Origin of the sequence: Streptomyces sp. NPDC088553 (assembly GCF_044752965.1) — a bacterium.
In the GTDB taxonomy this organism is placed as follows: Bacteria; Actinomycetota; Actinomycetes; order Streptomycetales; family Streptomycetaceae; genus Streptomyces.
In genome coordinates, this window is record NZ_JBIVMG010000001.1 from 214,904 (window position 1) to 233,343 (window position 18,440).

Here is an 18,440-nt window from a genome sequence, read left to right on the forward strand (position 1 = left end):
CGTCGGCAGGACTGGCTGCGGGGCGGAGCTGTACCACGCCACGGCCGTCTCACGGCCGCCTCGCTCCGGCGCGCGTCAGGGGGTGGTGGAGCCGTTCGGGGCGACCTTCCAGCTCCCGTCGTTCACCACGTACACCGTCAGCCGGCGGTTGACCGTGTCGCCGTCCCTGTCGAAGGCGACCCGGCCGGTGACACCGTCGAAGGCCGACCCGGCGACCGTCTGTGAGAGCTTCGCCCGCGCGTTGTCCGGGAGCGTGCCGCCGTTGGCCGTCACGAGGGTCTTCACCGCTTCGATGAAGGCCCAGGTCGCGTCGTAGGCGTAGGGGCCGTACCAGCCCGGCGGCTCGGGGTAGTTCGCCTTCCGGTACCGGGCGAGGAACTCCCGCCCTGCCTCCGATGCCTCTGCCGGTACGCCGATCTGGGTCGCCAGATCGCCCTCGGCCCGCGGGTTCTCCGTGAGGTACTGCTGGTCGAAGATGCCGTCGCCGCCCATCAGGGGGACGTTCACGCCCGCCTGCTTGAGCTGCTGGGACAGGGGCGCCGCGGTGTCGTAGTAGCCGCCGAAGTAGACGGCGTCGGCGCCTGAGGACCGTACTCTGACGGCGAGGCCCGCGAAGGCGCGTTCCGCGGGGTCGACCTGCTCGGTGCCGACGACGGTCCCGCCGAGTTTCGTGAACTCGGCCGTGACGCCGGCGGCGAGTGCGGCGCCGTGGGCGCTCGTGTCGTCGATCACGTAGAGCTTGGTCTTCTTCGCCTCGTACAGGTATCGGGCGCCGGACGGCCCCTGGTCGACGTCCGTGCCGATGGTGCGGAAGTAGGTGGAGTGGGGACGGGACCTCTGGCCCGCGGACCAGTCGGGCCCCAGGGTGAGGGTGGGGTCGGTGTTGCCCGGTGACACGTTGACCACGTCCGCCCGCGCGAGCGTCGGCACGAACGTTCGGGCGACAGAGGAGTTGAGAGGGCCGACGACCCCCAGAACCTTCTTGTCGGCCGCGAACCGGGTGGCGTTGGAGGCGCCCTTGGCGGGGTCGGCCCCATCGTCGAGGGCCTTGATCTCGAATGTCACGCCGGGGACGTGGCGGGACTCGTTGGCGGTCCTGGCCGCCAGGTCGGCGGAGTTCTTGATGCCGACGCCCATGGCGGACAGCCCCCCGCTCAGTGGCGCGTCCACACCGATCACCACCGTGACGGAGGGCTTCCCGGCTCCGCTGCCGGCCGCCCCTCCATGGGCGGCGTCGTCGTCACGGGTGAGGGCCCAGGTCAGGAGGGAGCCCGAGGCCAGCACCGCCAGCGCCGTGCCCAGGACCGCGGAGCGCCGCGTGAGGCCACGCCGCTGGGCCGACGCCGGCCCTCGGTGCTCCGACTCGGCCGTCACATCGGGCGTGACCGGGTTCTCGCCCTGGGGTACGGGCACGGGCGGGGTGGTCGGACGGTCCGGCACGGGGCCGCGCGGAGTACCGGCGGCGGACCCGGAGTCCGGGACCGTGGGGGTCGGTGGTGGTGGAGTCGGTGGGGAGGGTGCGTGCCGCGGCATGGTCGGAACGGACGCGTTCTCCGCTACGGGGTCCGGTGCGGGTACGGGCGCCGGCGCCGGCACTGGCACGGGTGCAGGAGCAGGCGCCGGTGCGGGCGCAGGAGCCGGTACGGGCGCAGGCGCAGGGGTCGCCCGCGGATCGGGCGCGGGGGTGGGCGCGGGGGCGTGTTCGCGCGCGGCCCCGTGCTCGGCGGATACGTCGGGGCCGGCGGTGGACCGCAGCACCGACGCGAGCATCTCGGCCGCCTCCGAGGCACCCACACGCTGAGCCGGGTCCTTGGTGAGGAGCGCGTCCAGCACGGGAGTCAGCGGGCCGGCATGGACCGGCGACCGGTGCGGGCTGGTGAACACCGCGACGGCGAGGGCGTGCAGCCCCTCCGCCTCGAACGGCGGGCACCCCTCGACGGCGTGGTACAGGGTCGCGCCGAGGGCCCACAGGTCGTTGGCCGGAGTCGGGCGCTTGCCCTCCAGCTGCTCCGGCGGCATGTACTGCGGGGTGCCGATCACGATTCCGCTGTGACTGAGCTTGGTCGTGGCGTCGGCGAGGTGGGCGATGCCGAAGTCGGTCAGGACGACACGGTCCTTGGCCAGCAGCACGTTGTCCGGCTTGATGTCGCGATGGACGATGCGCGCGCGGTGCGCCTCGGCCAACGCGTCGAGCACGACGGCGCCGATCTCGGCCACCCGCCGTACGGGCAGCCTGCCGTGGCTTCGGATGGCGGCGGCCAGGGACTGCCCACGGATCAACTCCATGATGATGACGGGGGCTCCGTGGTGCTCCACGACGTCATGGACGGTGATGACTCCCGGGTGGCTGAGAGTGACCGCTGCGCGGGCCTCGCCGGTGAACCGCCGGAGCAGCACGGCTCGGTCGTCGTCGTCCATGCCCGGCGGGAACAGGATCTCCTTGACGGCGACCTCGCGCCCGAAGAGCTGCTGGTCAAGGCCACGCCACACCCGGCCCATGCCGCCCTGGCCGATGCGTTCGACCAGCTGGTAGCGGCCTGCGATGAGTTCGGGATTCTGCTCGGTCACGCGCACACTCTAGGACGTACTGGTCCGTTCAGGTGACAGATCGACGGCTGGAACACGCCTTCGGTGCGAGGACTCGGATGGTCCGACGGGAGGACGACGAGGACGAGGCGCTAGAGGCGTGTCGCGGTGCGGACGAGGTCGGCGACGGCTTTGGATCCGCAGTGCGGTGGCCAGGCGATGACGGTCGTGACCGCCGGTGCGTCCGGCACCGGCACCGTCGCATGATCGTCGCGCAGATGGGCTCGGAGGGACTCGGGCACGACCGCGCAGGCCCGTCCGAGCGCGATCAGCTGGAACAGCTGGGTGTGGTCGCGCACCTGCGGGCCAGGTCCGTCCCGATAGCCCCCGTCCCGTCGAGGCCAGCGTGGCAGGGGCAGGTCCGTCAGGGTGGTGACCTCGGCCATCGACATATGGGGTCGGTCGGCCAAGGGGTGCCCCGCGGGCAGGACCACGACCTGCTGTTCGGTGTGCAGGTCCTCGGTGTCGAGTCCGGCCGTCGTGTCGAAGGGCCGCTGGAGCAGAGCGACGTCGGCACGCCCGTCGCGCAGCAGCCTCTCCTGCTCGCCGGGCCCGCACAGCATCACCTCGACGGCGACCGCGCCGGGCTCGCCTGCGTAGGCGTCCAGCAGCTTCGACAGCAGTTCGCTGGACGCTCCGGCTTTCGTGGCCAGCAGCACGCGGGGCTCTTCGGCAGCTGCGCGGCGGGTGCGGCGCTCGGCGGACTCGACCGCGTCGAGTGCGGCCCGGGCCTCCCGCAGAAGCACCGACCCGGCCTCGGTCAGGGCGACTGCGCGAGCGGTGCGGTGCAGCAGAACCACTCCGAGCCGCCTCTCGAGCTGCTGGATCGCCCGCGACAGCGGTGGCTGCGCCATGGCGAGCCGCTGCGCCGCCCGCCCGAAGTGCAACTCCTCCGCGACGGCGACGAAATACCGTAGCTCTCGCGTCTCCACCGCGTCATCGTATCCGGCGCTCACCACGACCAATATCCGTGCGGTATCGCCGCCCACCCAGTCGGTCTTGGACGTCCCACCCGAGTCGGCACCACGCTCGATGACATGAGTGAACAGACGATCGCGCTGGTGACCGGTGCGAACAAAGGAATCGGATACGAGATCGCGGCGGGCCTGGGCTCCCTCGGCTGGCGAATCGGCGTGGGCGCGCGGGATCGACAGCGCCGCGACACCGCGGTGGAGAGGCTGCGCGCGGCCGGGGCCGACGCGTTCGGCGTTCCGCTCGACGTGGCAGACGACGCGAGTGTGGCCGCCGCGGCCGAGTTGATCGCCGACCGCGCCGGAGGGCTCGACGTCCTGGTCAACAACGCCGCGATCACCGGCGGTATGCCGCGGACGCCCACCACGGTCGATCCCGCGACCGTACGAGTCGTCGTGGAGACCAACGTGCTCGGGGTCATCCGCGTCACCAACGCGATGCTGCCCATGCTGCGCGGCTCGGCATCGCCGCGGATCGTGAACATGTCCAGCAGCGTCGGCTCGCTCGCCCTGCAGACCACGCCCGGCATCGACATGGGCCCGGTTCCCGCCGCCTACTTGGCGTCCAAGACCTTCCTCAACGCCGTCACCGTCCACTACGCCAAGGAGCTGAGCGACACCCGCATCCTGGTCAACTCCGGCTGTCCCGGCTTCACCGCCACCGACCTCAACGGCTTCCAGGGCGTCCGCACTCCCCGCCAGGGCGCGGCGATCGCGATTCGCCTCGCGACCCTGCCCGACGACGGACCGACCGGCGGATTCTTCGACGACGGTGGAACAGTGCCCTGGTGAAAGGCTCACCGGGCCCGGTGCTCCGGCCTCGGTGAGGGCACGATCATCAGCCTGGCGGCGGCTGAGAGCCGATCCGCTCCTATGACCGCGGTGTGCTGTCCCAGCGCCACGTGGTGAGACGAGGGTGTCCCGGCAGTTCGGCGCGGCCGGTGGCCCACAACAGGGTGAGCCAGGGATCCGTGCCGCCCGGAGCCCCGGGAAACAGACGGACGAGCGCCCGCGAGCAGAGAGCGGAGGGCGGGGTCCAGGCGAGCCCGAACCCTTCCGTCACATCGTGCATGTGTACCAACGTCTCCACCACCCCCAGCGCCGCGAAGCCTTCGGGGTCCGACACCCCGGCGGCGTGGTGGGCGCGGACCTGGGGCGGCGTGGTACGCGTCATGGCGACCAGCAGCGCGCCGCACGCCTCCAGCACCTGCAACAGGCCGGCCGGACCCGCGTCACGGTCCGCGTGGAGGAAGACCGTGGGTCCGTCCGGCCTCTTCCGGCTCAGCGCGATGGGTACGTGGGTGTCCAGCGGTGGACTCTGCGGCCCCAGCTGCACGGCGTAGTAGAACAGGTCGTTGGCGAGGTGCTCGACGGTCTCCCAGCAGTCCCACTCCAGCGAACCGGCCTTACCGGCCCACCCGTCCGCGGGTGCGTCCCGAAGGGCACCCACGGCGAGCCGCACGGCTAGGTCGACGTCGTCCGCGGTCACGGAAGACAACACTGGTCCGGTTTCGACTGATCGCGACATGGAAGCACCGTATCGCTAGGGCCTGTCCGGCGGATCATGGCCGGGGCCGCGACGCCTGGCACGGCACCTCGCCGCGTTGCCGACGACGCCCCAACAGGGCCTCAGGCGTCCTGGAACCAGTCGCGGCCCTGGGCCCATTTGGTCGCCCAACCCGTGAAGCCAGGAGTGCCGGGCATCAACGCGTCGGGCGACTGGGTGCCGAAGGGCATCGCGCCCTCTCCGGCGATCTGCCAGACGTGACCTCGCTGCGGGCCGGTGACGATCAGGTGCCAGTACATGCCACAGCCGTCGGTGCCAAGCAGCAGTGAGCCGTGGTCGAACACGGGGTCCGTGCGGGCCTCGAACTCCTCCACCGACAGCGCCTCCTCGTCCTCCTCCGCCTCCCACAGCCACGCCGCCGTAAGCGGAAACGGCTGGGCGAGCAGGCGTTCAGGGCGGCCCGCGCCCCAGTCCTGAGGTGTCTGCGCGAGGGGCAGCAGACCGTAGTGGGGCGGTCCGGCGCGCAGCCCGTCGCAGATCTCCGCCACGAACGTGCGGTACGGCTCCGGAAGCACGATGCCGTGCTCCGCCTCGAAGGACCGCACAGCCTCCCAACCGGCCGGCGGCGCCGCCTCAGGGCGGGGAGCGAAGATCTCGCGAAGGGCGGCCAGTTCGGCAGGGTCACATGTTTCCGTGTTCACGCCCGTCAGCATGCAGGAACCGGAAGAGACGGCCGTGGCCGGGGCTCGCCGCGCTGCGTGCGGTGCCTCGTCCTGCCTCCGAGGATCGAGACCATCTCCTTCAGCGAGTCACGCGGCCTCCGCCGTTCGCTGGGCGAGGACGGGCAGTGATGCCGGCCCACGGACGAGTCGGGTGTGCCGCCATTCCAACCGGTCTGCCGGGATGGCGAGGCGGATGCCGGCGTATCGCGTCAGCAACGCTCGCAGGGCGATCTCCATCTCCGCCTTCGCCAGGGGCGCGCCGACGCAGCGGTGAACGCCGTGGCCGAAGGCGAGGTGGGCAGCAGCGTTCCGGTCCAGGTCCAGCTGGTCCGGCGCCGGGAACCGCGCCGGGTCTCGGTTGGCCGCCCCCAGCGCGACCACTACCGGGACTCCGGCAGGGATTCCGGTGCCGCCGAGCGTGACGGCTTCCTTGGTGAAACGGAAGGTGGCCGTACTCACCGCCGAGTCGAAGCGCAGCAGTTCATCCAGCGCGGCAGGAACGTCGTCGGGCTCCGCCCGAAGGCGATCCAGCGCGGCCGGGTGCTGGAGCAGCGCCAGAAGGGCGTTGCCGAGGGCGTTCGTGGTGGTCTCGTGGCCGGCCACGAGCAGGAGCACGGCAAGCGACACCAGCTCCGCCTCGCTCAGTTGATCGTCTCCGTCGCGAGCCGCGATGAGCCGGTCAAGAAGCGATCCGCCGGGATTGCGGCCCTTGGTGGCGATGAGACCCGTCATGTAGTCGGCCATCGCGTGCGAGGCGGCGTCGATGACACCGGGCTCCCCTGCCGCGAAGAGCCGCGCCGACCAGCGCTGGATTTCGGGCCGGTCCGCCTCCGGGACTCCGAGCAGCTCGCAGATCACGATGACCGGCAGCGGCACCGCCAGGCCGGACACGAAGTCGAACGTCCCGCCGGCGGGCCACTGATCCAACAGCTCGTCGGTGACGCGGGCGATGAAGGGGCGCAGCCGCGCGACAGCCCCGGTGGTGAACGCCTTGGTCACCAGTTTGCGCAGCCGGGTGTGCTGGGGCGGGTCGCTGGCCAGCATCGTGTGGGCGACTGCGGGGTGCAGACGGCGCCGTGACTCCTGGCCGGCGAAGAACACGGCCGTGTCCTTCGACAGGCGAGCGTCTCCGAGGGCTTCTCTGGCTTCCGCGTAGCCCGTGACCAGGTGGCCGGGGCGCCCGCCGGAACCGGGGAGGGGCGTCACCGGGGATATGGAGCGCATGGCCGCGTAGGCCGGATAGGGGTCCTGGAGGAAGCGGGGGTCCTGAGTCGGGTCGGTCATGTCCTCAGGCTCCGACGGGCTCCGGTCGGCCGTGGCCCGCGACACGCCCGACCCGGCTGGTGATCATCGGCCATCTTCGATCTGCGACGCGGCGGCACGCCGAACTCTGCCCGGCAGGGTGCGGGGTTCGACGACGGGCAGCCCGCCACACCGCGATCCGCGTGGCGCCGAACCCGTACGAGATCCCTGCTCGATGGCCGCTGGCCGTCCTCACCGCCGTCCTCACCGCGGTGCGCCCCGCCTCGCGTTCTCAGCCAGACCTCCCCGGGGTGCTGTCAGCGGTCCGTGCGAAAGTCCCGACATGATCGAAGAACAGGACGACGACCTTCTGGCCGGCTTGGACGGGGTGGACTGGACGGGCATGCACCACGCCTATGGGAGCGCCGAGGACGTTCCGGGCCTGTTGCGGCGGGTGTGCGGCGACAACGAGGCGTCCCGTGATTCGGCCCTGGCGAGCCTGTTCTCGAACATCTTCCATCAGGGGACCCGCTATTCGGCCTCCCCTCACGCGGTGCCGTTCCTGGCTCGGATCGCGGTCGCCGGTCCGCGGCCTGTGCGTGTCGACACCTTGTGGCTGCTGAAGTGTCTGGCTGTCGATTGGCACGACGAGTACGACCTGCCTGCGGGCATCGACACCGTGGCGTGGCGGGCGGCGGCCGAGTTCACGCCGGAGAGGTGTGTCGCCTGGTACGACGAGTGCCTGGCCGCCGAACAGGACCCCACGAAGCGCCGCGAGTTGGAGGAGGCACGCGCGTACTGCGTTGCGGGTGGGACGTTCGACTCCCGCGTGAGCGCCCTCGTCTCGTACGACGCGGTCCGCGCCGAGCTCGAGCGGCTGTCCTGCCTCCTCGACGATCCCGACCCCGAGGTCCGTACCCGGACCGCCTATCTGCTGGCGTGGTTTCCCGAGGAGGGGGCCTGGACTGTGCCGCTTCTGCTTGCTCGCCTGCGGCAGGAGCCGGATGGCCGTACGGCCGCGACCGAGCTCGTCGCGGCGGGGCTCGTGGGCGACCGAGCACTCGTGCCCGCCCTGCGTCCCTGGCTGGATCATACGGACCCGCTCCTGCGCTGGGCCGCCACCCTCGCGCTCGCCCGTGTCACAACGGCAGGGAGGAGCCCCGCTGGTGGCGGCGACGACGGGCTCGTGGAGCGGGTCGTCGACGAACTGGTACGGGCCGCGGCAGCACCGGCGCCTTCGCCGAGGCCCGACTTCAACGAGGGCAACCTGCACGGATACACCGCCCGTACCCTCGTGCCCCTTGCCGATCGTGATCCGGACAGGGTGCTTGCCGCGATCGTCGACGCCTTCGGAGGCATGCCCGACCGCCAGATCGGAGCGCTCGTGCGCAAAGCTCTGCCCGCCGCCTTCCCCCGTGCCGTCGACCACACGCGCGTCCCGTTCCGCTCACTAGGTTCGGGGCAGCAGCGCATCCTGCGGGCCTTCGCCGAGAGCGGGCCCTGGCGTCACTACGGCGAGTGGTTCGAGGCCGCCCTGCGGGAACTGGGCCTGCCCGACACCCAGCAGACCCTGTGCGCGTACGCCGGGACCGAGGCCGTCGGACGGATGCTGGACCCCGACGACCCGTTCGACGCGTAGCCCACGCGCGGGCGGCCGGAGTGAGCGGACGGCCACGTGATACGGCGCTCAAGCGCCGTACCGCACGTCACACGGCCGCGGTTCCGCCTGCTGACGCGGGGGTGGCTGACGAACGCCTGACCAGGCGCCCGTTGAGGACGACCTCCAGCCAGGTGGAGCAGTCTCCGATCCACAGGCCGACCTGCGCCCCGCACCCCGCGCAGGCCAGGTTCGGCCCCGCCAGTCCGTCCGGCCCGCAGCAGCCGCCCCAGCGGCTGAGGATCTTCGTGGTGCCGATCAGGTCACCTGGGCTCAGCAGCGGGTCCACTCCTGGCCCGTGTCCCGCCCGGGACTTCCCGAAGCCCTTGGGCGGCGGGCCCCAGGTGATACGTCCCGGCTCCGGGTCGTAGGCGAAGGTGCCGGCCGCCATCCTGGGCGGGCAGGGATCCACGGGAGAGTCGAGCGGTGTCCAGACCTCACCCTCCGCCGGGGGGTGCACCTCGCGCACCGGAACGGACAGCCGGGCCCGGCACACGGCGCAGGAAAAGACGTCGGCACCGGCGATCCCCACACCGACTCCCTCCCCCTCATGGTGTCGGCCAAGGTACCCCAGGTCACTGGGCGCGGTCGTGGTGCGGCCGGTAGTCGCCCGCCGGATCGTCCGCCCCGAGCGAGACACGGAGTTCGAACCCCGCACATACTTACCGGCCGGTAAGGTATGGCTCCGGCATCCCTCATCACCGCCGCTCCGCCCCTCCGTCCGAAGGAATCCGATGTCCCGGTCCGCACGCTCCGCCTTCCTGCTCGCCGGCCTGCTCGCCTCCGCGGGCGTCGCCCATTTCGCCTCCCCGAAGCAGTTCGACGCCACGGTGCCGGAGTCCCTTCCGGGCAGCCCCCGGACCTGGACCAAGGCCAGCGGGGTCGCGGAACTCGCCCTCGCCGCCGGCCTCGTCATTCCGGCGACCCGCAAGGCGAGCGCCCGCGCCACAGCCCTGTTCTTCGCCGGGGTCTTCCCGGCCAACGTCAAAATGGCGTACGACTGGCGAGACCGCTCGCCGAAGGCGCGGGCGATCGCCTACGGCCGGCTCCCCCTGCAGATCCCCCTGATCCTGTGGGCACGCGGCATCGGCCGCGCCGACTCGTGACATCGCGTCCGTAGCCGACCCCCTGGGCTCCCGCCGTTCGCGCCGGCCCGTGAATCGAATCGCGAGCGTGAGGACGAGGCGCCGTCCGCCGCGAACCGGGCTCCCGAGCAGGGGCGTTGAGCCCATGCGGCCGCCGCCGTCCACGACCGGGTCCCTCTCCGGGTCCGTCGGCGTTTCGGATCACCAGTCCCGCGTGGCGATCAGTTCCTCCACGTCCGCGTCCGCGAACCCGTAGGCCGACGCGACGCACCAGAAGTCCTCGGCGATCGCCTCCCGCGCGACCGTCTCGATCTCGCTCCCCGCAGCCTCGAACTCCGCCTCCAGGAGATTGAACTCGTCCGTCGCGGCCTGAGTCAGTTCGTACAGGGCTGCCAGGCCGTCCGGCCGCTCGGCCTCGATCCGCTCGCACAGCCGCAGCAGGATCGCCCTGCCCTCGTCGACGACGTGGTCGGGGAAGTACGCGTCCGCGTACAGCTGCCGGAGAAACACGTGCCCGGCCATCTGCCGGTTCGTGATGGGCATGACGCCTCCGTCCTGAAGAAGGGATGAAGAAGGAACGACATGCCCATCCTGAACGGGACCACTGACAACGCACCGCGTCACGCGTCTCGGCGCCCGCCGTTCGCTCCGGTCGAGCGCGCTGCACGAGGTGCTCCGAGTGCGGCGTCGGCGATTCGGCCACCGACGCCTCGACGGCCGGGCCAGGCCCGGCAAGGGTCGGTGTAGCCGGAACGAACGAACTTTCGCCTGGAGTCGGGGTTCACAGCACGTCCAAAAGTCATGTGTTCGAGACGGCGGGGGTCGTCGTTGAGCCTGGCGACCCCTCACCGCACCCCTCCCCGGAGGCTGACATGTACCCCCTGCCGAATCCCCGGACCACCCTTCCTCCCGCCCCTGAGCCTGCGCTGGTCCGGCTCTCGACCGCGGCCGTACGACCCTCACGTACCACCGGCGACTCCTGCCACGCACGACCGGACACGAGGTGGCGGGGATGACCGACAGCGACGTCACCGCCCCGTCCTCGGTGGACGGGCCTTCGCCCTCCGAGCAGCTGCTCTTCGGCGGCGAGCTCACCTACGACTACGGCTGGGGCAGCCACGACGGGGCCTGGCTGAAACTCGGACTCCGACAGATGGGCGGCGCGCTGCCACGGCAGGTCGCGGTCGCGATCCGGCTGGCGCGCGAGGCCGACCAGCGGGCGTTCGTCACGGTCGCCGTCTGCGAGATCGCCCGCGGGATCGCGCAGGCTGTCTCCCTGATCGCGGTCAACTCCCTCCTCGTCGAACTGCTCGCGTCCGGCGACATCACCGGAAGGCTCCGCGCCGCGCTGCCGTCGCTCGCCCTGGTCGCCGTCCTCGCGGTGGTCGGCTCGGCGTGCAAGTCGGCCTCGGCCGCCGCGACCGGGATCCTGGAGCCGAAGGCCCAGCGGGTGGCGACCGAGCGCTATCTCGGGCTCGTGGCAAGGGTGGAGCTGGAGGCGATCGAGGACGACGCCTTCCACAAACTGATGGACTCCGCGCAGTGGGGCGCCGACGCGGCCCGGCGGATGGTCGGCTACTGCACCGCCGTGGTCACCTCCGCGATCTCCCTGATCGCCGCCGCCGGCGTACTCGCGGTGCTGCACTGGACACTCCTGCCACTGCTTGCGTTCATGGCGCTCCCCAGCGCGTGGGGCTCGCTCACCATGGCCAGGCATCGGTACGTCAGCTGGCACCGCTTCGTCCAGCACGTCCGGGCCGCCAAACTGATCAGCCAGCTCCTGATCAACCCGCAGGCGGCGGCCGAGATCCGGGTCCACGACGTGGCTCCCTTCCTCCTCACGCACTTCCGGGAGATGGCGCGGACGAGCGAGCGTGAGCAGACCCGGCTCGCCTGGACCGGCGCGCGCACCCACGTCCTCGCGGACTCGGCCCGCGGGCTCGCGACCGTCGCCACCTACGGAGTCCTCGGACTGCTGCTGTGGAACGGACGCATGGACCTCGCGGTGGCGGGCACGGCGGTCCTGGCGATCCGCACCGGCTCGGCCAGCATCACCGACCTCGTCCTCCGTGTCACGGACGTGCAGGAGGAGGCGCTGTTCGTCGCCGATCTGGAGACCCTGTGCACGGAGGCCGTCCGGCGCGCCATCCCCGCCGGCGGGCGTGACCTGCCCGAGGAGGTGGACGAGGTTCGCTTCGAGCGGGTCACCTTCACCTACCCCGGCAAGGACAGGCCGTCCCTGTCCGAGGTCGACCTGGTCATCCCGCGCGGCAAGACCGTCGCCCTCGTCGGGAGCAACGGCGCCGGGAAGTCGACGCTGATCAGCCTGCTCAGCGGTGCCCGGCTCCCCGACAGCGGAAGAGTGCTGTGGGGCGGGGTGAGCACCGCGGAGGCCGACCGGGCGCAGGTCTTCGCGCGCGTGGCGATGGTCGCCCAGGACTTCTTCCGGTGGCCGTTCACCGCCCGCGTCAACATCGGCATCGGGCGCACGTCCGGTGCGATGGACGACGCGGCCGTCGAACGGGCCGCCGCGTACTCGGGGGCCGACAAGGTCGTCACGGGGCTGCCTCGTCGCTGGGACTCCCTCCTCACCCGCGGCTACAAGGGCGGGCAGGAGATCTCCGGCGGCCAGTGGCAGAAGTTCGGCCTCGCCCGGGCGCGGCACCGCGACGGCGCCGTGCTGATCGTCGACGAGCCCACCAGCGCGCTGGACGCGGCCGCCGAGCAGCGGGTGTTCGACCAGATCCACCAGCTGGCCGACAAGGGGCAGACCACCGTGCTGATCACCCACCGCCTGGCCAGTGCCCGCCACGCCGACGTGATCTATGTACTCGACGAGGGCCGGGTCGCCGAGCAGGGCACCTTCGCCGAGCTCATGGACCCGGCCACCGGCACCGGGGCGTTCCGAGAGGCGTACGAGCTGCAGGCCCGCCAGTTCGTGCAGCCGGCCGTCCCGTCGCAGCCCGTACGGTCCACGGAGGCGCCGAGCGCTCCGGGCGCCCTCGCGGGCGGCGGGGAGGCCACGTCATGACGCGCCCCGATGCCGGTCACACTGCGAGCGCCGAGGGGGGCGCGCCGGCGGCGGCGCCGTCCGGCACCGTGCCGCACATCGTCGGCGTCCACCTCTACCTGGAGCGCGACGGCCGGATCCTGCTGGGCCGTCGCCACCCGGACTCGGCGTACGCGGGCGGATCGTGGCATGTGCTCGCCGGTCATTGCGAGGCGGAGCCGGCGACCGCGTGCCTGGTCCGGGAGGCGTACGAAGAGGCCGGCCTCGTGATCGACCGCGAAGGCCTCGAACTGGTCCACACCGTGCACCTGGTCGACGGGCCCGGGGAGCGATCCGGGGAGGGACCCGGCGAGCGATCCGCGGACCGACCGCCGAGAATCCAGCTCTTCTTCCGGGCCGGTCGCTGGGAGGGCACCCCCGAGCTGCGGGAGCCGGACAAGTGCCTTGCGTGGCAGTGGTGGAATCCCACGGACCTGCCCGAGCCGATCGTCCCGTACACCCGCGCGGCGATCGAAGGGATCCGGGCCGGGCGGCCGTATACGGAATGGGGGTGGACGCGTTGACCGGCTTCGCCAGCGTGGGCGCCGCGTACTCCGCCCACTCCCTCAGTGCCCGGGGCCGCCTCCGTCACGACCTCGTCGCGCGCCGGCTCCTCGCCGAACTGCCCGCGCGGCCCGCGCGGGTCCTGGACGTCGGCTGCGGGGACGGCGAGATGACGCTTCGGCTCGCCGCGGCCGGGCACCATGTGACGGGCGTCGATCCGTCAGCGGAGATACTCCGGGCGGCGGCCCGCCGTCTGAGCGCCCGGCCCGACCTCGCCCCGCGGATCCGGCTCCTCGAAGCAGGCATCGACGGCCGTCCCTTCGAACGGGAGCGGTTCGACGCCGTGTGCTGTCACGGGGTGCTGATGCACCTGGACGCGGCCGACGCGATCGGCCGCCTTGCGGGGCTGGTCGCCCGTGGCGGGGTGCTGAGCATCCTGACGGAGAACCGGGCCGCGATCGGCTTCCGCGAGGCCCTGCGCGGCGAGTACCGGGCGGCGCGTGGCCTCATCGAGCAAGGCGCCGCGGCGAGCAGGGGAAACCTCGGCCTCCAGACGCGTGGGGACACGGCCGAGGCACTCGACGAGCTCGCGGCCGGACACGGGCTCTCTCCGCTCCCTTGGCAGGGGGTGCGGATCTTCCACGACCACCACGTGGACTGGACCCCGGACCCCGAGGAGTACGCGCAGGCGCTCCAGACGGAGTGGGCCGCCTCGACACGGGACCCGTACCGACAACTCGGCCGCCTCGTACACACGGTGGCCCGCCACGGAGCGGAACGACGGACGACTCCATGACGGAAGCGATGGCGTCCATCTACACCTCGCCCCGCTGTCGGCCCGCCGGGCCGAGGACCTCACCGGCGCCCCGGTACCCGCCCCATGCCCCCCTCACCACCCACATGGGAGCCGGTCACGGCCGTGGGGAACCACTCGGCGGCGCGGCTGGTCCTCGCCCTCCAGCTGTGCCCGGAGCGTGGCTCAACCCACCCAGGCCGAGGTGGCCGCTTGGACCAGCGAGCCGTCCAGGTCCGCCAGCTTCGCGCCGACGAAGGCGCGGGCCGCGTCCGACGTCTGGATCCGGAAGTCCGGTCGATCGGTGGTGAGCGCCTCGGTGATCGCCTCTCCCACCGCCTCCGGCGTCTGGGCGGCGGCGAAAGCACCCCGGGTGCGGCTGAGGTAGTTCGCCAGCGCCGGCCCGTAGACGCCGGCCTCGGCCGCCGCGCCCTCCTCGATGCCCACGTTCGCGACGAACTCACTGGCCACCGCGCCGGGTTCGATCACCGCGACCGTGACACCGGCCGTGGCGGCGACCGGGGCCAGGCTCTCCATGAAGCCCTCGGCCGCGAACTTGGCTGCGCAGTACGCCTCGTTGAACGGCTGGCCGATCACGCCGCCGACGCTGGTGACGGTGAGCAGCCGCCCGCCGGTGGCGCGCAGGTGCGGCATGACGGCCTTGGTGACGGTGACGACACCGAAGAAGTTGACCTCCATCACCTCGCGCACCTCGTCCACCGACTCGTTCTCGATGGTGCCGACGTGGCCCGCGCCCGCGTTGTTGACCACGGCGTCCAGCCGGCCGTGGTCGGCGATCACTCCGGCCACGCATTCCTCGACCGAGGCGGCGTCGGTGACGTCCAGGCGGCGGATGTCGAGCTCGACACCGGCAGCCTCGGCCGCCTTGCGCAACCCGGCGGCTCGGGCGGGGTCGCGCAGCGTGGCGACCGTGGTGAAGCCCGAGCGGGCGGCGGAGACGGCGGCGGCGAGGCCGATGCCGGAGGAGGTACCGGTGATCAGGACGACCTTGTCGGACATGGAGAACCCTCTCTGCGGGGGTGCCGGATGGCGCCGGGTGGCGCCGGGTGAGGCCGGACGAGGCTCGTCGGCACTCATGGAGGCGATTACTTATGAATCATCATCACAATGCTCCATAACTATGAGCTCCGATATTTGCTACTGTCAAGCACCTGGCTACAGTGGACGGCATGACCTACCCCGCAGACGAGCTCGACGCGCGGGTGGTCGGCCTGTTCGCCGTCGTCAACCGCAGGTACGCGCGCGAGGCCGAGGCCGCCGCCACCGCGCAGGACCTGACCCCGCTCCAGGCCAAAGCCCTGCTGTACAGCGCCGATCCGCTGCCGATGCGGGCGCTCGCCGAGCGGCTGCACGCCGAGCCGTCGAACCTCACGGCGCTGGTCGACCGGCTGGAGGAACGCGGCCTGGTCGAACGGCGGTCGGGAGCCACGGATCGCCGGGTCAAACTCGTCGCCGCCACCGAAGCGGGCCATCGGGCCATCGCCGAACTGCGTACGGCCATGCCGTTCGCCGCCGACCCGCTCGGAGCGCTCGACCCGGAGCAGCGCGAGACGCTCGGCCGGTTGTTGGCACTGATCGCCGACGAACCGTGGCCGACACACGCCACCCCGTAACCCCCCGTCTCACGGGTCCGCGTGAACTCCCACCCGCCTGGCAGACACGCGACCTAGGCTGAGCCACAGTCGGGAAAGTATGATCAAGCGATGTCCGACATGACAGAGACCACGCCCGGCTGGCTGAGCACGGACGAGCTGAACACGGCTCGGGCCCAGATGCCGATCCTGTACGTCGAGGCCGTACCCGTGCGTGTGGACGACAGCGGCGAAGTCACCAGCATCGGCCTGCTCCTGCGGATCGGCGCGGACGGAACCATCAGCCGCACCCTGGTCTCCGGCCGGGTCATGCACCACGAACGAGTCCGTGACGCACTCCTACGCCACCTGGAGAAAGACCTCGGCCCCGTGGCCCTGCCACGCGTCCCTCCCTCACTGCAGCCCTTCACCGTCGCCGAGTACTTCCCCACGGCCGGCGTCACGCCGTACCACGACCCACGCCAGCACGCGGTCTCGCTGGCGTACATCGTGCCGGTGAGCGGCGACTGCCGCCCACGGCAGGACGCGCTGGACCTCGTCTGGTTCAGCCCGCAGGAAGCGGCCTCCCCCGCCGTACAGAACGAGATGCCGGACGGCCGCGGGGCGCTGCTGAAGCAGGCCATCGCGCACGTGGGGCACGCGTACTGAGACTCAGATCGACGAAGACGGACGCCACGGTGCCGCTGCCCGGGAAAGGGCGGCGGCACCGTGAACGCGTCACCCCGTCGAACCCCCGACGAGAGGTACGCGAGCCTTTCCTACCGCCGCATTCCGAACATCCGGCGCGAGGGTCGCACCACCACCCTGCCGTACACCTTCTGCCCGACCAGTTCCACGCGCAGAAGCGGCGGCCGGCCGGGATCCGTCGGGGCCGGGCTGTACTTCAGCCTGCTGTGCACCAGGCGCAGTCCGTCCGCGTCGACCACGATGCCCGGCCTCGTGATCAGAGTCAGGGTCTTGCCCTCCATGGCCACGTCGATCCGCAGGGTGTCCTGCGCGATCACGGCCTCGGTGAAGTCGAGGGTCACCGCGGACCAGTGCACGGCGACCTCAAGCCTCCGCGGCACCAGCCAGCGCCCGCCGCGTTCGACCCGGCTGTGCACCTGGTCGAGCCGGACGACGTCCTTGACCTCCACCGCCGCGCCCCCGGTCATCACCGACACGGGCGGCAGGTCGGCGGTCAGCACGGTCAGTTCGCCGAACGTCCGTGCCGTCAGGGCCGCCTCCACCCGCTCGTCCAGCTCGGCGGAGGTCAGCCGCCCGTCCCCCGCCGCGATGCGCAGCACGTCCACCGTCCGGTCCCGGTCCGCGTGAGAGGCCCGCAGCGCGGGCGACATCGCGGCTTCGGACGGCTCCCCGATGGGTGAGTTCGCTCCCGACATGCTTCCGTCCTGGTCGTGTCGAACGTCTTGTCGTGATGCCTTCGACGGTGTGAGGCGACGCGGGTCAACGCTACATCGTCGCCGTGAACCGACCGGTGCCACAAGGAGCGTTCAGCCCTCGACAGCCTCCCACCTCGAAGCCACGTTCGATTGTCAGTGGTGGGTGAGACGGTAGACGCATCGAGTCGGAACGAGGGGGAGCTGTCATGACCCGAAGCCAGAACTACATCAACCACGTCGCTCTGGTGCTGGACGCCAGTTCGTCCATGTCGCACCTGAGCCGCAAGGTCATCGAGGTCGCCGACCAGCAGATCGCGTACCTCGCCCGCCGGTCGAAGGACCTGGACCAGGAGACCCGCGTCACGGTGTACGTCTTCGCCGACAAGGTGGAGTGCGTCATCTACGACAAGGACGTGCTGCGGATGCCGTCGCTGAAGCAGCTGTACCGGGTGGGTGGCATGACGGCTCTGCTGGCGGCCGCGCTGAAGTCTCAGCGGGAGCTGGCACAGACGGCGCAGCTGTACGGCGACCACAGCTTCCTGACGTTCGTGCTCACCGACGGTCAGGAGAACGCGAGCCACCGCTGCCCCGATGCTCCGTCCAAGGACCGGCGTGAACTGGTGGACGCCGTCGCGGAGATGATCCGGACGCAGGAGGACAACTGGACGCTGGCCGTGCTCGTGCCGGACCAGACGGGGAAGCACGAGGCCATGCAGGGCGGCTTCCCGAAGGACAACGTCGCCATCTGGGACGCCACGAGCACGCAGGGCCTGGAGGAGGCCGGGCAGGTCATCCAGGAGGCCACGGAGAAGTTCATGGTGGGGCGCAGCAAGGGCATCCGGGGATCGCGGGCCGTGTTCTCCGTGGGGGCCGAGGCCGTGAACAAGGACACGGTCGAGGCGGCGGGCCTGGCCCCTGTGGATCCGTCGGAGTACGAGCTGATCGCGGTGGCGCGCGACGCGGCGATCAGGGACTGGGTCGTCGAGAGCGGGCACGCGTACCGAACGGGTGGCGCGTTCTACCAGCTGAGCAAGTCGGAGAAGATCCAGGCGCGGAAGCAGATCGCGGTACTGGAGAAGAAGACGGACCGGGTGTACGCGGGACCCGAGGCCCGATCGCTGCTGGGCCTGCCGGACGTCGAGGTACGCGTCAAGCCCGACCACAACGACGACTTCACGATCTTCGTGCAGAGCACCAGCGTGAACCGGAAGCTCGTGCCGAACACCCGGCTGCTGCTGATGCGCTGACGCCTCGTCCGGGGCCCCGGAGAGGTCCCCGGACCTCACCGGGCCCTCCTGGCGGGGGAGGGACTCCGCCCGTCCCCCGCCG

General features: G+C 71.4%; 18 protein-coding genes. 9 read left to right on the forward strand and 9 right to left on the reverse strand.

Annotated features, from left to right (window positions below; translation table 11 throughout):
* Positions 1-75 precede the first annotated feature (75 nt).
* Both ACIP8Z_RS01050 and ACIP8Z_RS01055 read right to left on the reverse strand, forming a co-directional pair.
* Entirely contained in the window at positions 76-2,568 is a 2,493-nt protein-coding gene (locus tag ACIP8Z_RS01050) for a bifunctional serine/threonine-protein kinase/ABC transporter substrate-binding protein (RefSeq protein WP_402077113.1), read from the reverse strand.
* A gap of 110 nt (positions 2,569-2,678) precedes the next feature.
* The gene (locus tag ACIP8Z_RS01055; RefSeq protein ID WP_402077115.1) at positions 2,679-3,518 is read right to left on the reverse strand and encodes a LysR family transcriptional regulator; all 840 of its coding nucleotides are present in this window, start codon (positions 3,516-3,518) and stop codon (positions 2,679-2,681) included.
* 105 nt (positions 3,519-3,623) lie between these two features.
* On the opposite strand from ACIP8Z_RS01055, the gene ACIP8Z_RS01060 reads away from it, so the two are divergent.
* Positions 3,624-4,349, forward strand: a complete 726-nt coding sequence (locus tag ACIP8Z_RS01060) for an SDR family NAD(P)-dependent oxidoreductase (protein ID WP_402077118.1) — start codon at positions 3,624-3,626, stop codon at positions 4,347-4,349.
* A 79-nt stretch (positions 4,350-4,428) separates the two neighbouring features.
* On the opposite strand, the gene ACIP8Z_RS01065 is transcribed toward ACIP8Z_RS01060, so the two are convergent.
* From ACIP8Z_RS01065 to ACIP8Z_RS01075, 3 genes are all read right to left on the reverse strand, one after another.
* On the reverse strand, positions 4,429-5,085 hold the full coding sequence (locus ACIP8Z_RS01065) for a hypothetical protein (protein ID WP_402077121.1): 657 nt from the start codon (positions 5,083-5,085) through the stop codon (positions 4,429-4,431).
* 101 nt (positions 5,086-5,186) lie between these two features.
* On the reverse strand, positions 5,187-5,777 hold the full coding sequence (locus ACIP8Z_RS01070) for an SMI1/KNR4 family protein (RefSeq protein WP_402077123.1): 591 nt from the start codon (positions 5,775-5,777) through the stop codon (positions 5,187-5,189).
* A 96-nt stretch (positions 5,778-5,873) separates the two neighbouring features.
* A complete protein-coding gene (locus tag ACIP8Z_RS01075; RefSeq protein WP_402077126.1) occupies positions 5,874-7,070 on the reverse strand; it encodes a cytochrome P450 in 1,197 nt (398 codons plus the stop codon).
* A 301-nt stretch (positions 7,071-7,371) separates the two neighbouring features.
* Here ACIP8Z_RS01075 and ACIP8Z_RS01080 point away from each other — a divergent pair, with 301 nt between their 5' ends.
* Positions 7,372-8,667: a HEAT repeat domain-containing protein gene (locus ACIP8Z_RS01080; protein WP_402077128.1), complete on the forward strand. Its 1,296-nt coding sequence runs from the start codon at positions 7,372-7,374 to the stop codon at positions 8,665-8,667.
* A gap of 67 nt (positions 8,668-8,734) precedes the next feature.
* Here ACIP8Z_RS01080 and ACIP8Z_RS01085 read toward each other — a convergent pair whose 3' ends face one another.
* A complete protein-coding gene (locus ACIP8Z_RS01085) occupies positions 8,735-9,217 on the reverse strand; it encodes a hypothetical protein (protein ID WP_402077130.1) in 483 nt (160 codons plus the stop codon).
* A 202-nt stretch (positions 9,218-9,419) separates the two neighbouring features.
* Between ACIP8Z_RS01085 and ACIP8Z_RS01090 the strand changes: the two genes are divergently transcribed.
* Positions 9,420-9,791, forward strand: coding sequence for a DoxX family protein (locus ACIP8Z_RS01090; RefSeq protein ID WP_402077132.1), 372 nt, complete (start codon positions 9,420-9,422; stop codon positions 9,789-9,791).
* A 180-nt stretch (positions 9,792-9,971) separates the two neighbouring features.
* Here the strand turns inward: ACIP8Z_RS01090 and ACIP8Z_RS01095 are convergent, their stop codons facing one another.
* On the reverse strand, positions 9,972-10,313 hold the full coding sequence (locus ACIP8Z_RS01095; protein WP_402077134.1) for a DUF5713 family protein: 342 nt from the start codon (positions 10,311-10,313) through the stop codon (positions 9,972-9,974).
* Between the two features lie 469 nt (positions 10,314-10,782).
* Between ACIP8Z_RS01095 and ACIP8Z_RS01100 the strand changes: the two genes are divergently transcribed.
* Genes ACIP8Z_RS01100 through ACIP8Z_RS01110 form a run of 3 tightly spaced genes read left to right on the forward strand, consistent with a single transcriptional unit; the run spans position 10,783 to position 14,119 of the window.
* Complete coding sequence (locus tag ACIP8Z_RS01100) at positions 10,783-12,801, forward strand: ABC transporter ATP-binding protein (RefSeq protein WP_402077136.1); 2,019 nt, start codon at positions 10,783-10,785, stop codon at positions 12,799-12,801.
* On the forward strand, positions 12,798-13,343 hold the full coding sequence (locus ACIP8Z_RS01105) for an NUDIX domain-containing protein (RefSeq protein ID WP_402077138.1): 546 nt from the start codon (positions 12,798-12,800) through the stop codon (positions 13,341-13,343). The genes ACIP8Z_RS01100 and ACIP8Z_RS01105 overlap by 4 nt, the downstream gene beginning before the upstream one ends.
* A complete protein-coding gene (locus ACIP8Z_RS01110) occupies positions 13,331-14,119 on the forward strand; it encodes a class I SAM-dependent methyltransferase (protein WP_402077140.1) in 789 nt (262 codons plus the stop codon). The genes ACIP8Z_RS01105 and ACIP8Z_RS01110 overlap by 13 nt, the downstream gene beginning before the upstream one ends.
* A 183-nt stretch (positions 14,120-14,302) precedes the next feature.
* Here ACIP8Z_RS01110 and ACIP8Z_RS01115 read toward each other — a convergent pair whose 3' ends face one another.
* Positions 14,303-15,136, reverse strand: coding sequence for an SDR family oxidoreductase (locus tag ACIP8Z_RS01115; RefSeq protein ID WP_402077142.1), 834 nt, complete (start codon positions 15,134-15,136; stop codon positions 14,303-14,305).
* 170 nt (positions 15,137-15,306) lie between these two features.
* Here ACIP8Z_RS01115 and ACIP8Z_RS01120 point away from each other — a divergent pair, with 170 nt between their 5' ends.
* Together ACIP8Z_RS01120 and ACIP8Z_RS01125 are read left to right on the forward strand one after the other, a co-directional pair.
* On the forward strand, positions 15,307-15,750 hold the full coding sequence (locus ACIP8Z_RS01120) for a MarR family winged helix-turn-helix transcriptional regulator (protein WP_402077143.1): 444 nt from the start codon (positions 15,307-15,309) through the stop codon (positions 15,748-15,750).
* Positions 15,751-15,849: 99 nt separating this feature from the next.
* Positions 15,850-16,377 (forward strand): NUDIX hydrolase family protein, encoded by a 528-nt coding sequence (locus ACIP8Z_RS01125; RefSeq protein ID WP_319313166.1) that lies wholly within the window; start codon positions 15,850-15,852, stop codon positions 16,375-16,377.
* A gap of 110 nt (positions 16,378-16,487) precedes the next feature.
* Here ACIP8Z_RS01125 and ACIP8Z_RS01130 read toward each other — a convergent pair whose 3' ends face one another.
* On the reverse strand, positions 16,488-17,111 hold the full coding sequence (locus ACIP8Z_RS01130; RefSeq protein WP_402077146.1) for a DUF1707 domain-containing protein: 624 nt from the start codon (positions 17,109-17,111) through the stop codon (positions 16,488-16,490).
* 206 nt (positions 17,112-17,317) lie between these two features.
* Between ACIP8Z_RS01130 and ACIP8Z_RS01135 the strand changes: the two genes are divergently transcribed.
* The gene (locus tag ACIP8Z_RS01135) at positions 17,318-18,358 is read left to right on the forward strand and encodes a vWA domain-containing protein (RefSeq protein WP_402077148.1); all 1,041 of its coding nucleotides are present in this window, start codon (positions 17,318-17,320) and stop codon (positions 18,356-18,358) included.
* Positions 18,359-18,440 lie beyond the last annotated feature (82 nt).

Coding starts and splice junctions, on each gene's coding strand:
- ACIP8Z_RS01090 (WP_402077132.1), top strand. CDS start 9,420: ATGTCCCGGTCCGCACGCTCCGCCTTCCTGCTCGCCGGCCTGCTCGCC.
- ACIP8Z_RS01130 (WP_402077146.1), bottom strand. CDS start 17,111: ATGTCGGGAGCGAACTCACCCATCGGGGAGCCGTCCGAAGCCGCGATG.
- ACIP8Z_RS01125 (WP_319313166.1), top strand. CDS start 15,850: ATGACAGAGACCACGCCCGGCTGGCTGAGCACGGACGAGCTGAACACG.
- ACIP8Z_RS01070 (WP_402077123.1), bottom strand. CDS start 5,777: ATGCTGACGGGCGTGAACACGGAAACATGTGACCCTGCCGAACTGGCC.
- ACIP8Z_RS01105 (WP_402077138.1), top strand. CDS start 12,798: ATGACGCGCCCCGATGCCGGTCACACTGCGAGCGCCGAGGGGGGCGCG.
- ACIP8Z_RS01120 (WP_402077143.1), top strand. CDS start 15,307: ATGACCTACCCCGCAGACGAGCTCGACGCGCGGGTGGTCGGCCTGTTC.
- ACIP8Z_RS01095 (WP_402077134.1), bottom strand. CDS start 10,313: ATGCCCATCACGAACCGGCAGATGGCCGGGCACGTGTTTCTCCGGCAG.
- ACIP8Z_RS01080 (WP_402077128.1), top strand. CDS start 7,372: ATGATCGAAGAACAGGACGACGACCTTCTGGCCGGCTTGGACGGGGTG.
- ACIP8Z_RS01065 (WP_402077121.1), bottom strand. CDS start 5,085: ATGTCGCGATCAGTCGAAACCGGACCAGTGTTGTCTTCCGTGACCGCG.
- ACIP8Z_RS01100 (WP_402077136.1), top strand. CDS start 10,783: ATGACCGACAGCGACGTCACCGCCCCGTCCTCGGTGGACGGGCCTTCG.
- ACIP8Z_RS01135 (WP_402077148.1), top strand. CDS start 17,318: ATGACCCGAAGCCAGAACTACATCAACCACGTCGCTCTGGTGCTGGAC.
- ACIP8Z_RS01115 (WP_402077142.1), bottom strand. CDS start 15,136: ATGTCCGACAAGGTCGTCCTGATCACCGGTACCTCCTCCGGCATCGGC.
- ACIP8Z_RS01075 (WP_402077126.1), bottom strand. CDS start 7,070: ATGACCGACCCGACTCAGGACCCCCGCTTCCTCCAGGACCCCTATCCG.
- ACIP8Z_RS01060 (WP_402077118.1), top strand. CDS start 3,624: ATGAGTGAACAGACGATCGCGCTGGTGACCGGTGCGAACAAAGGAATC.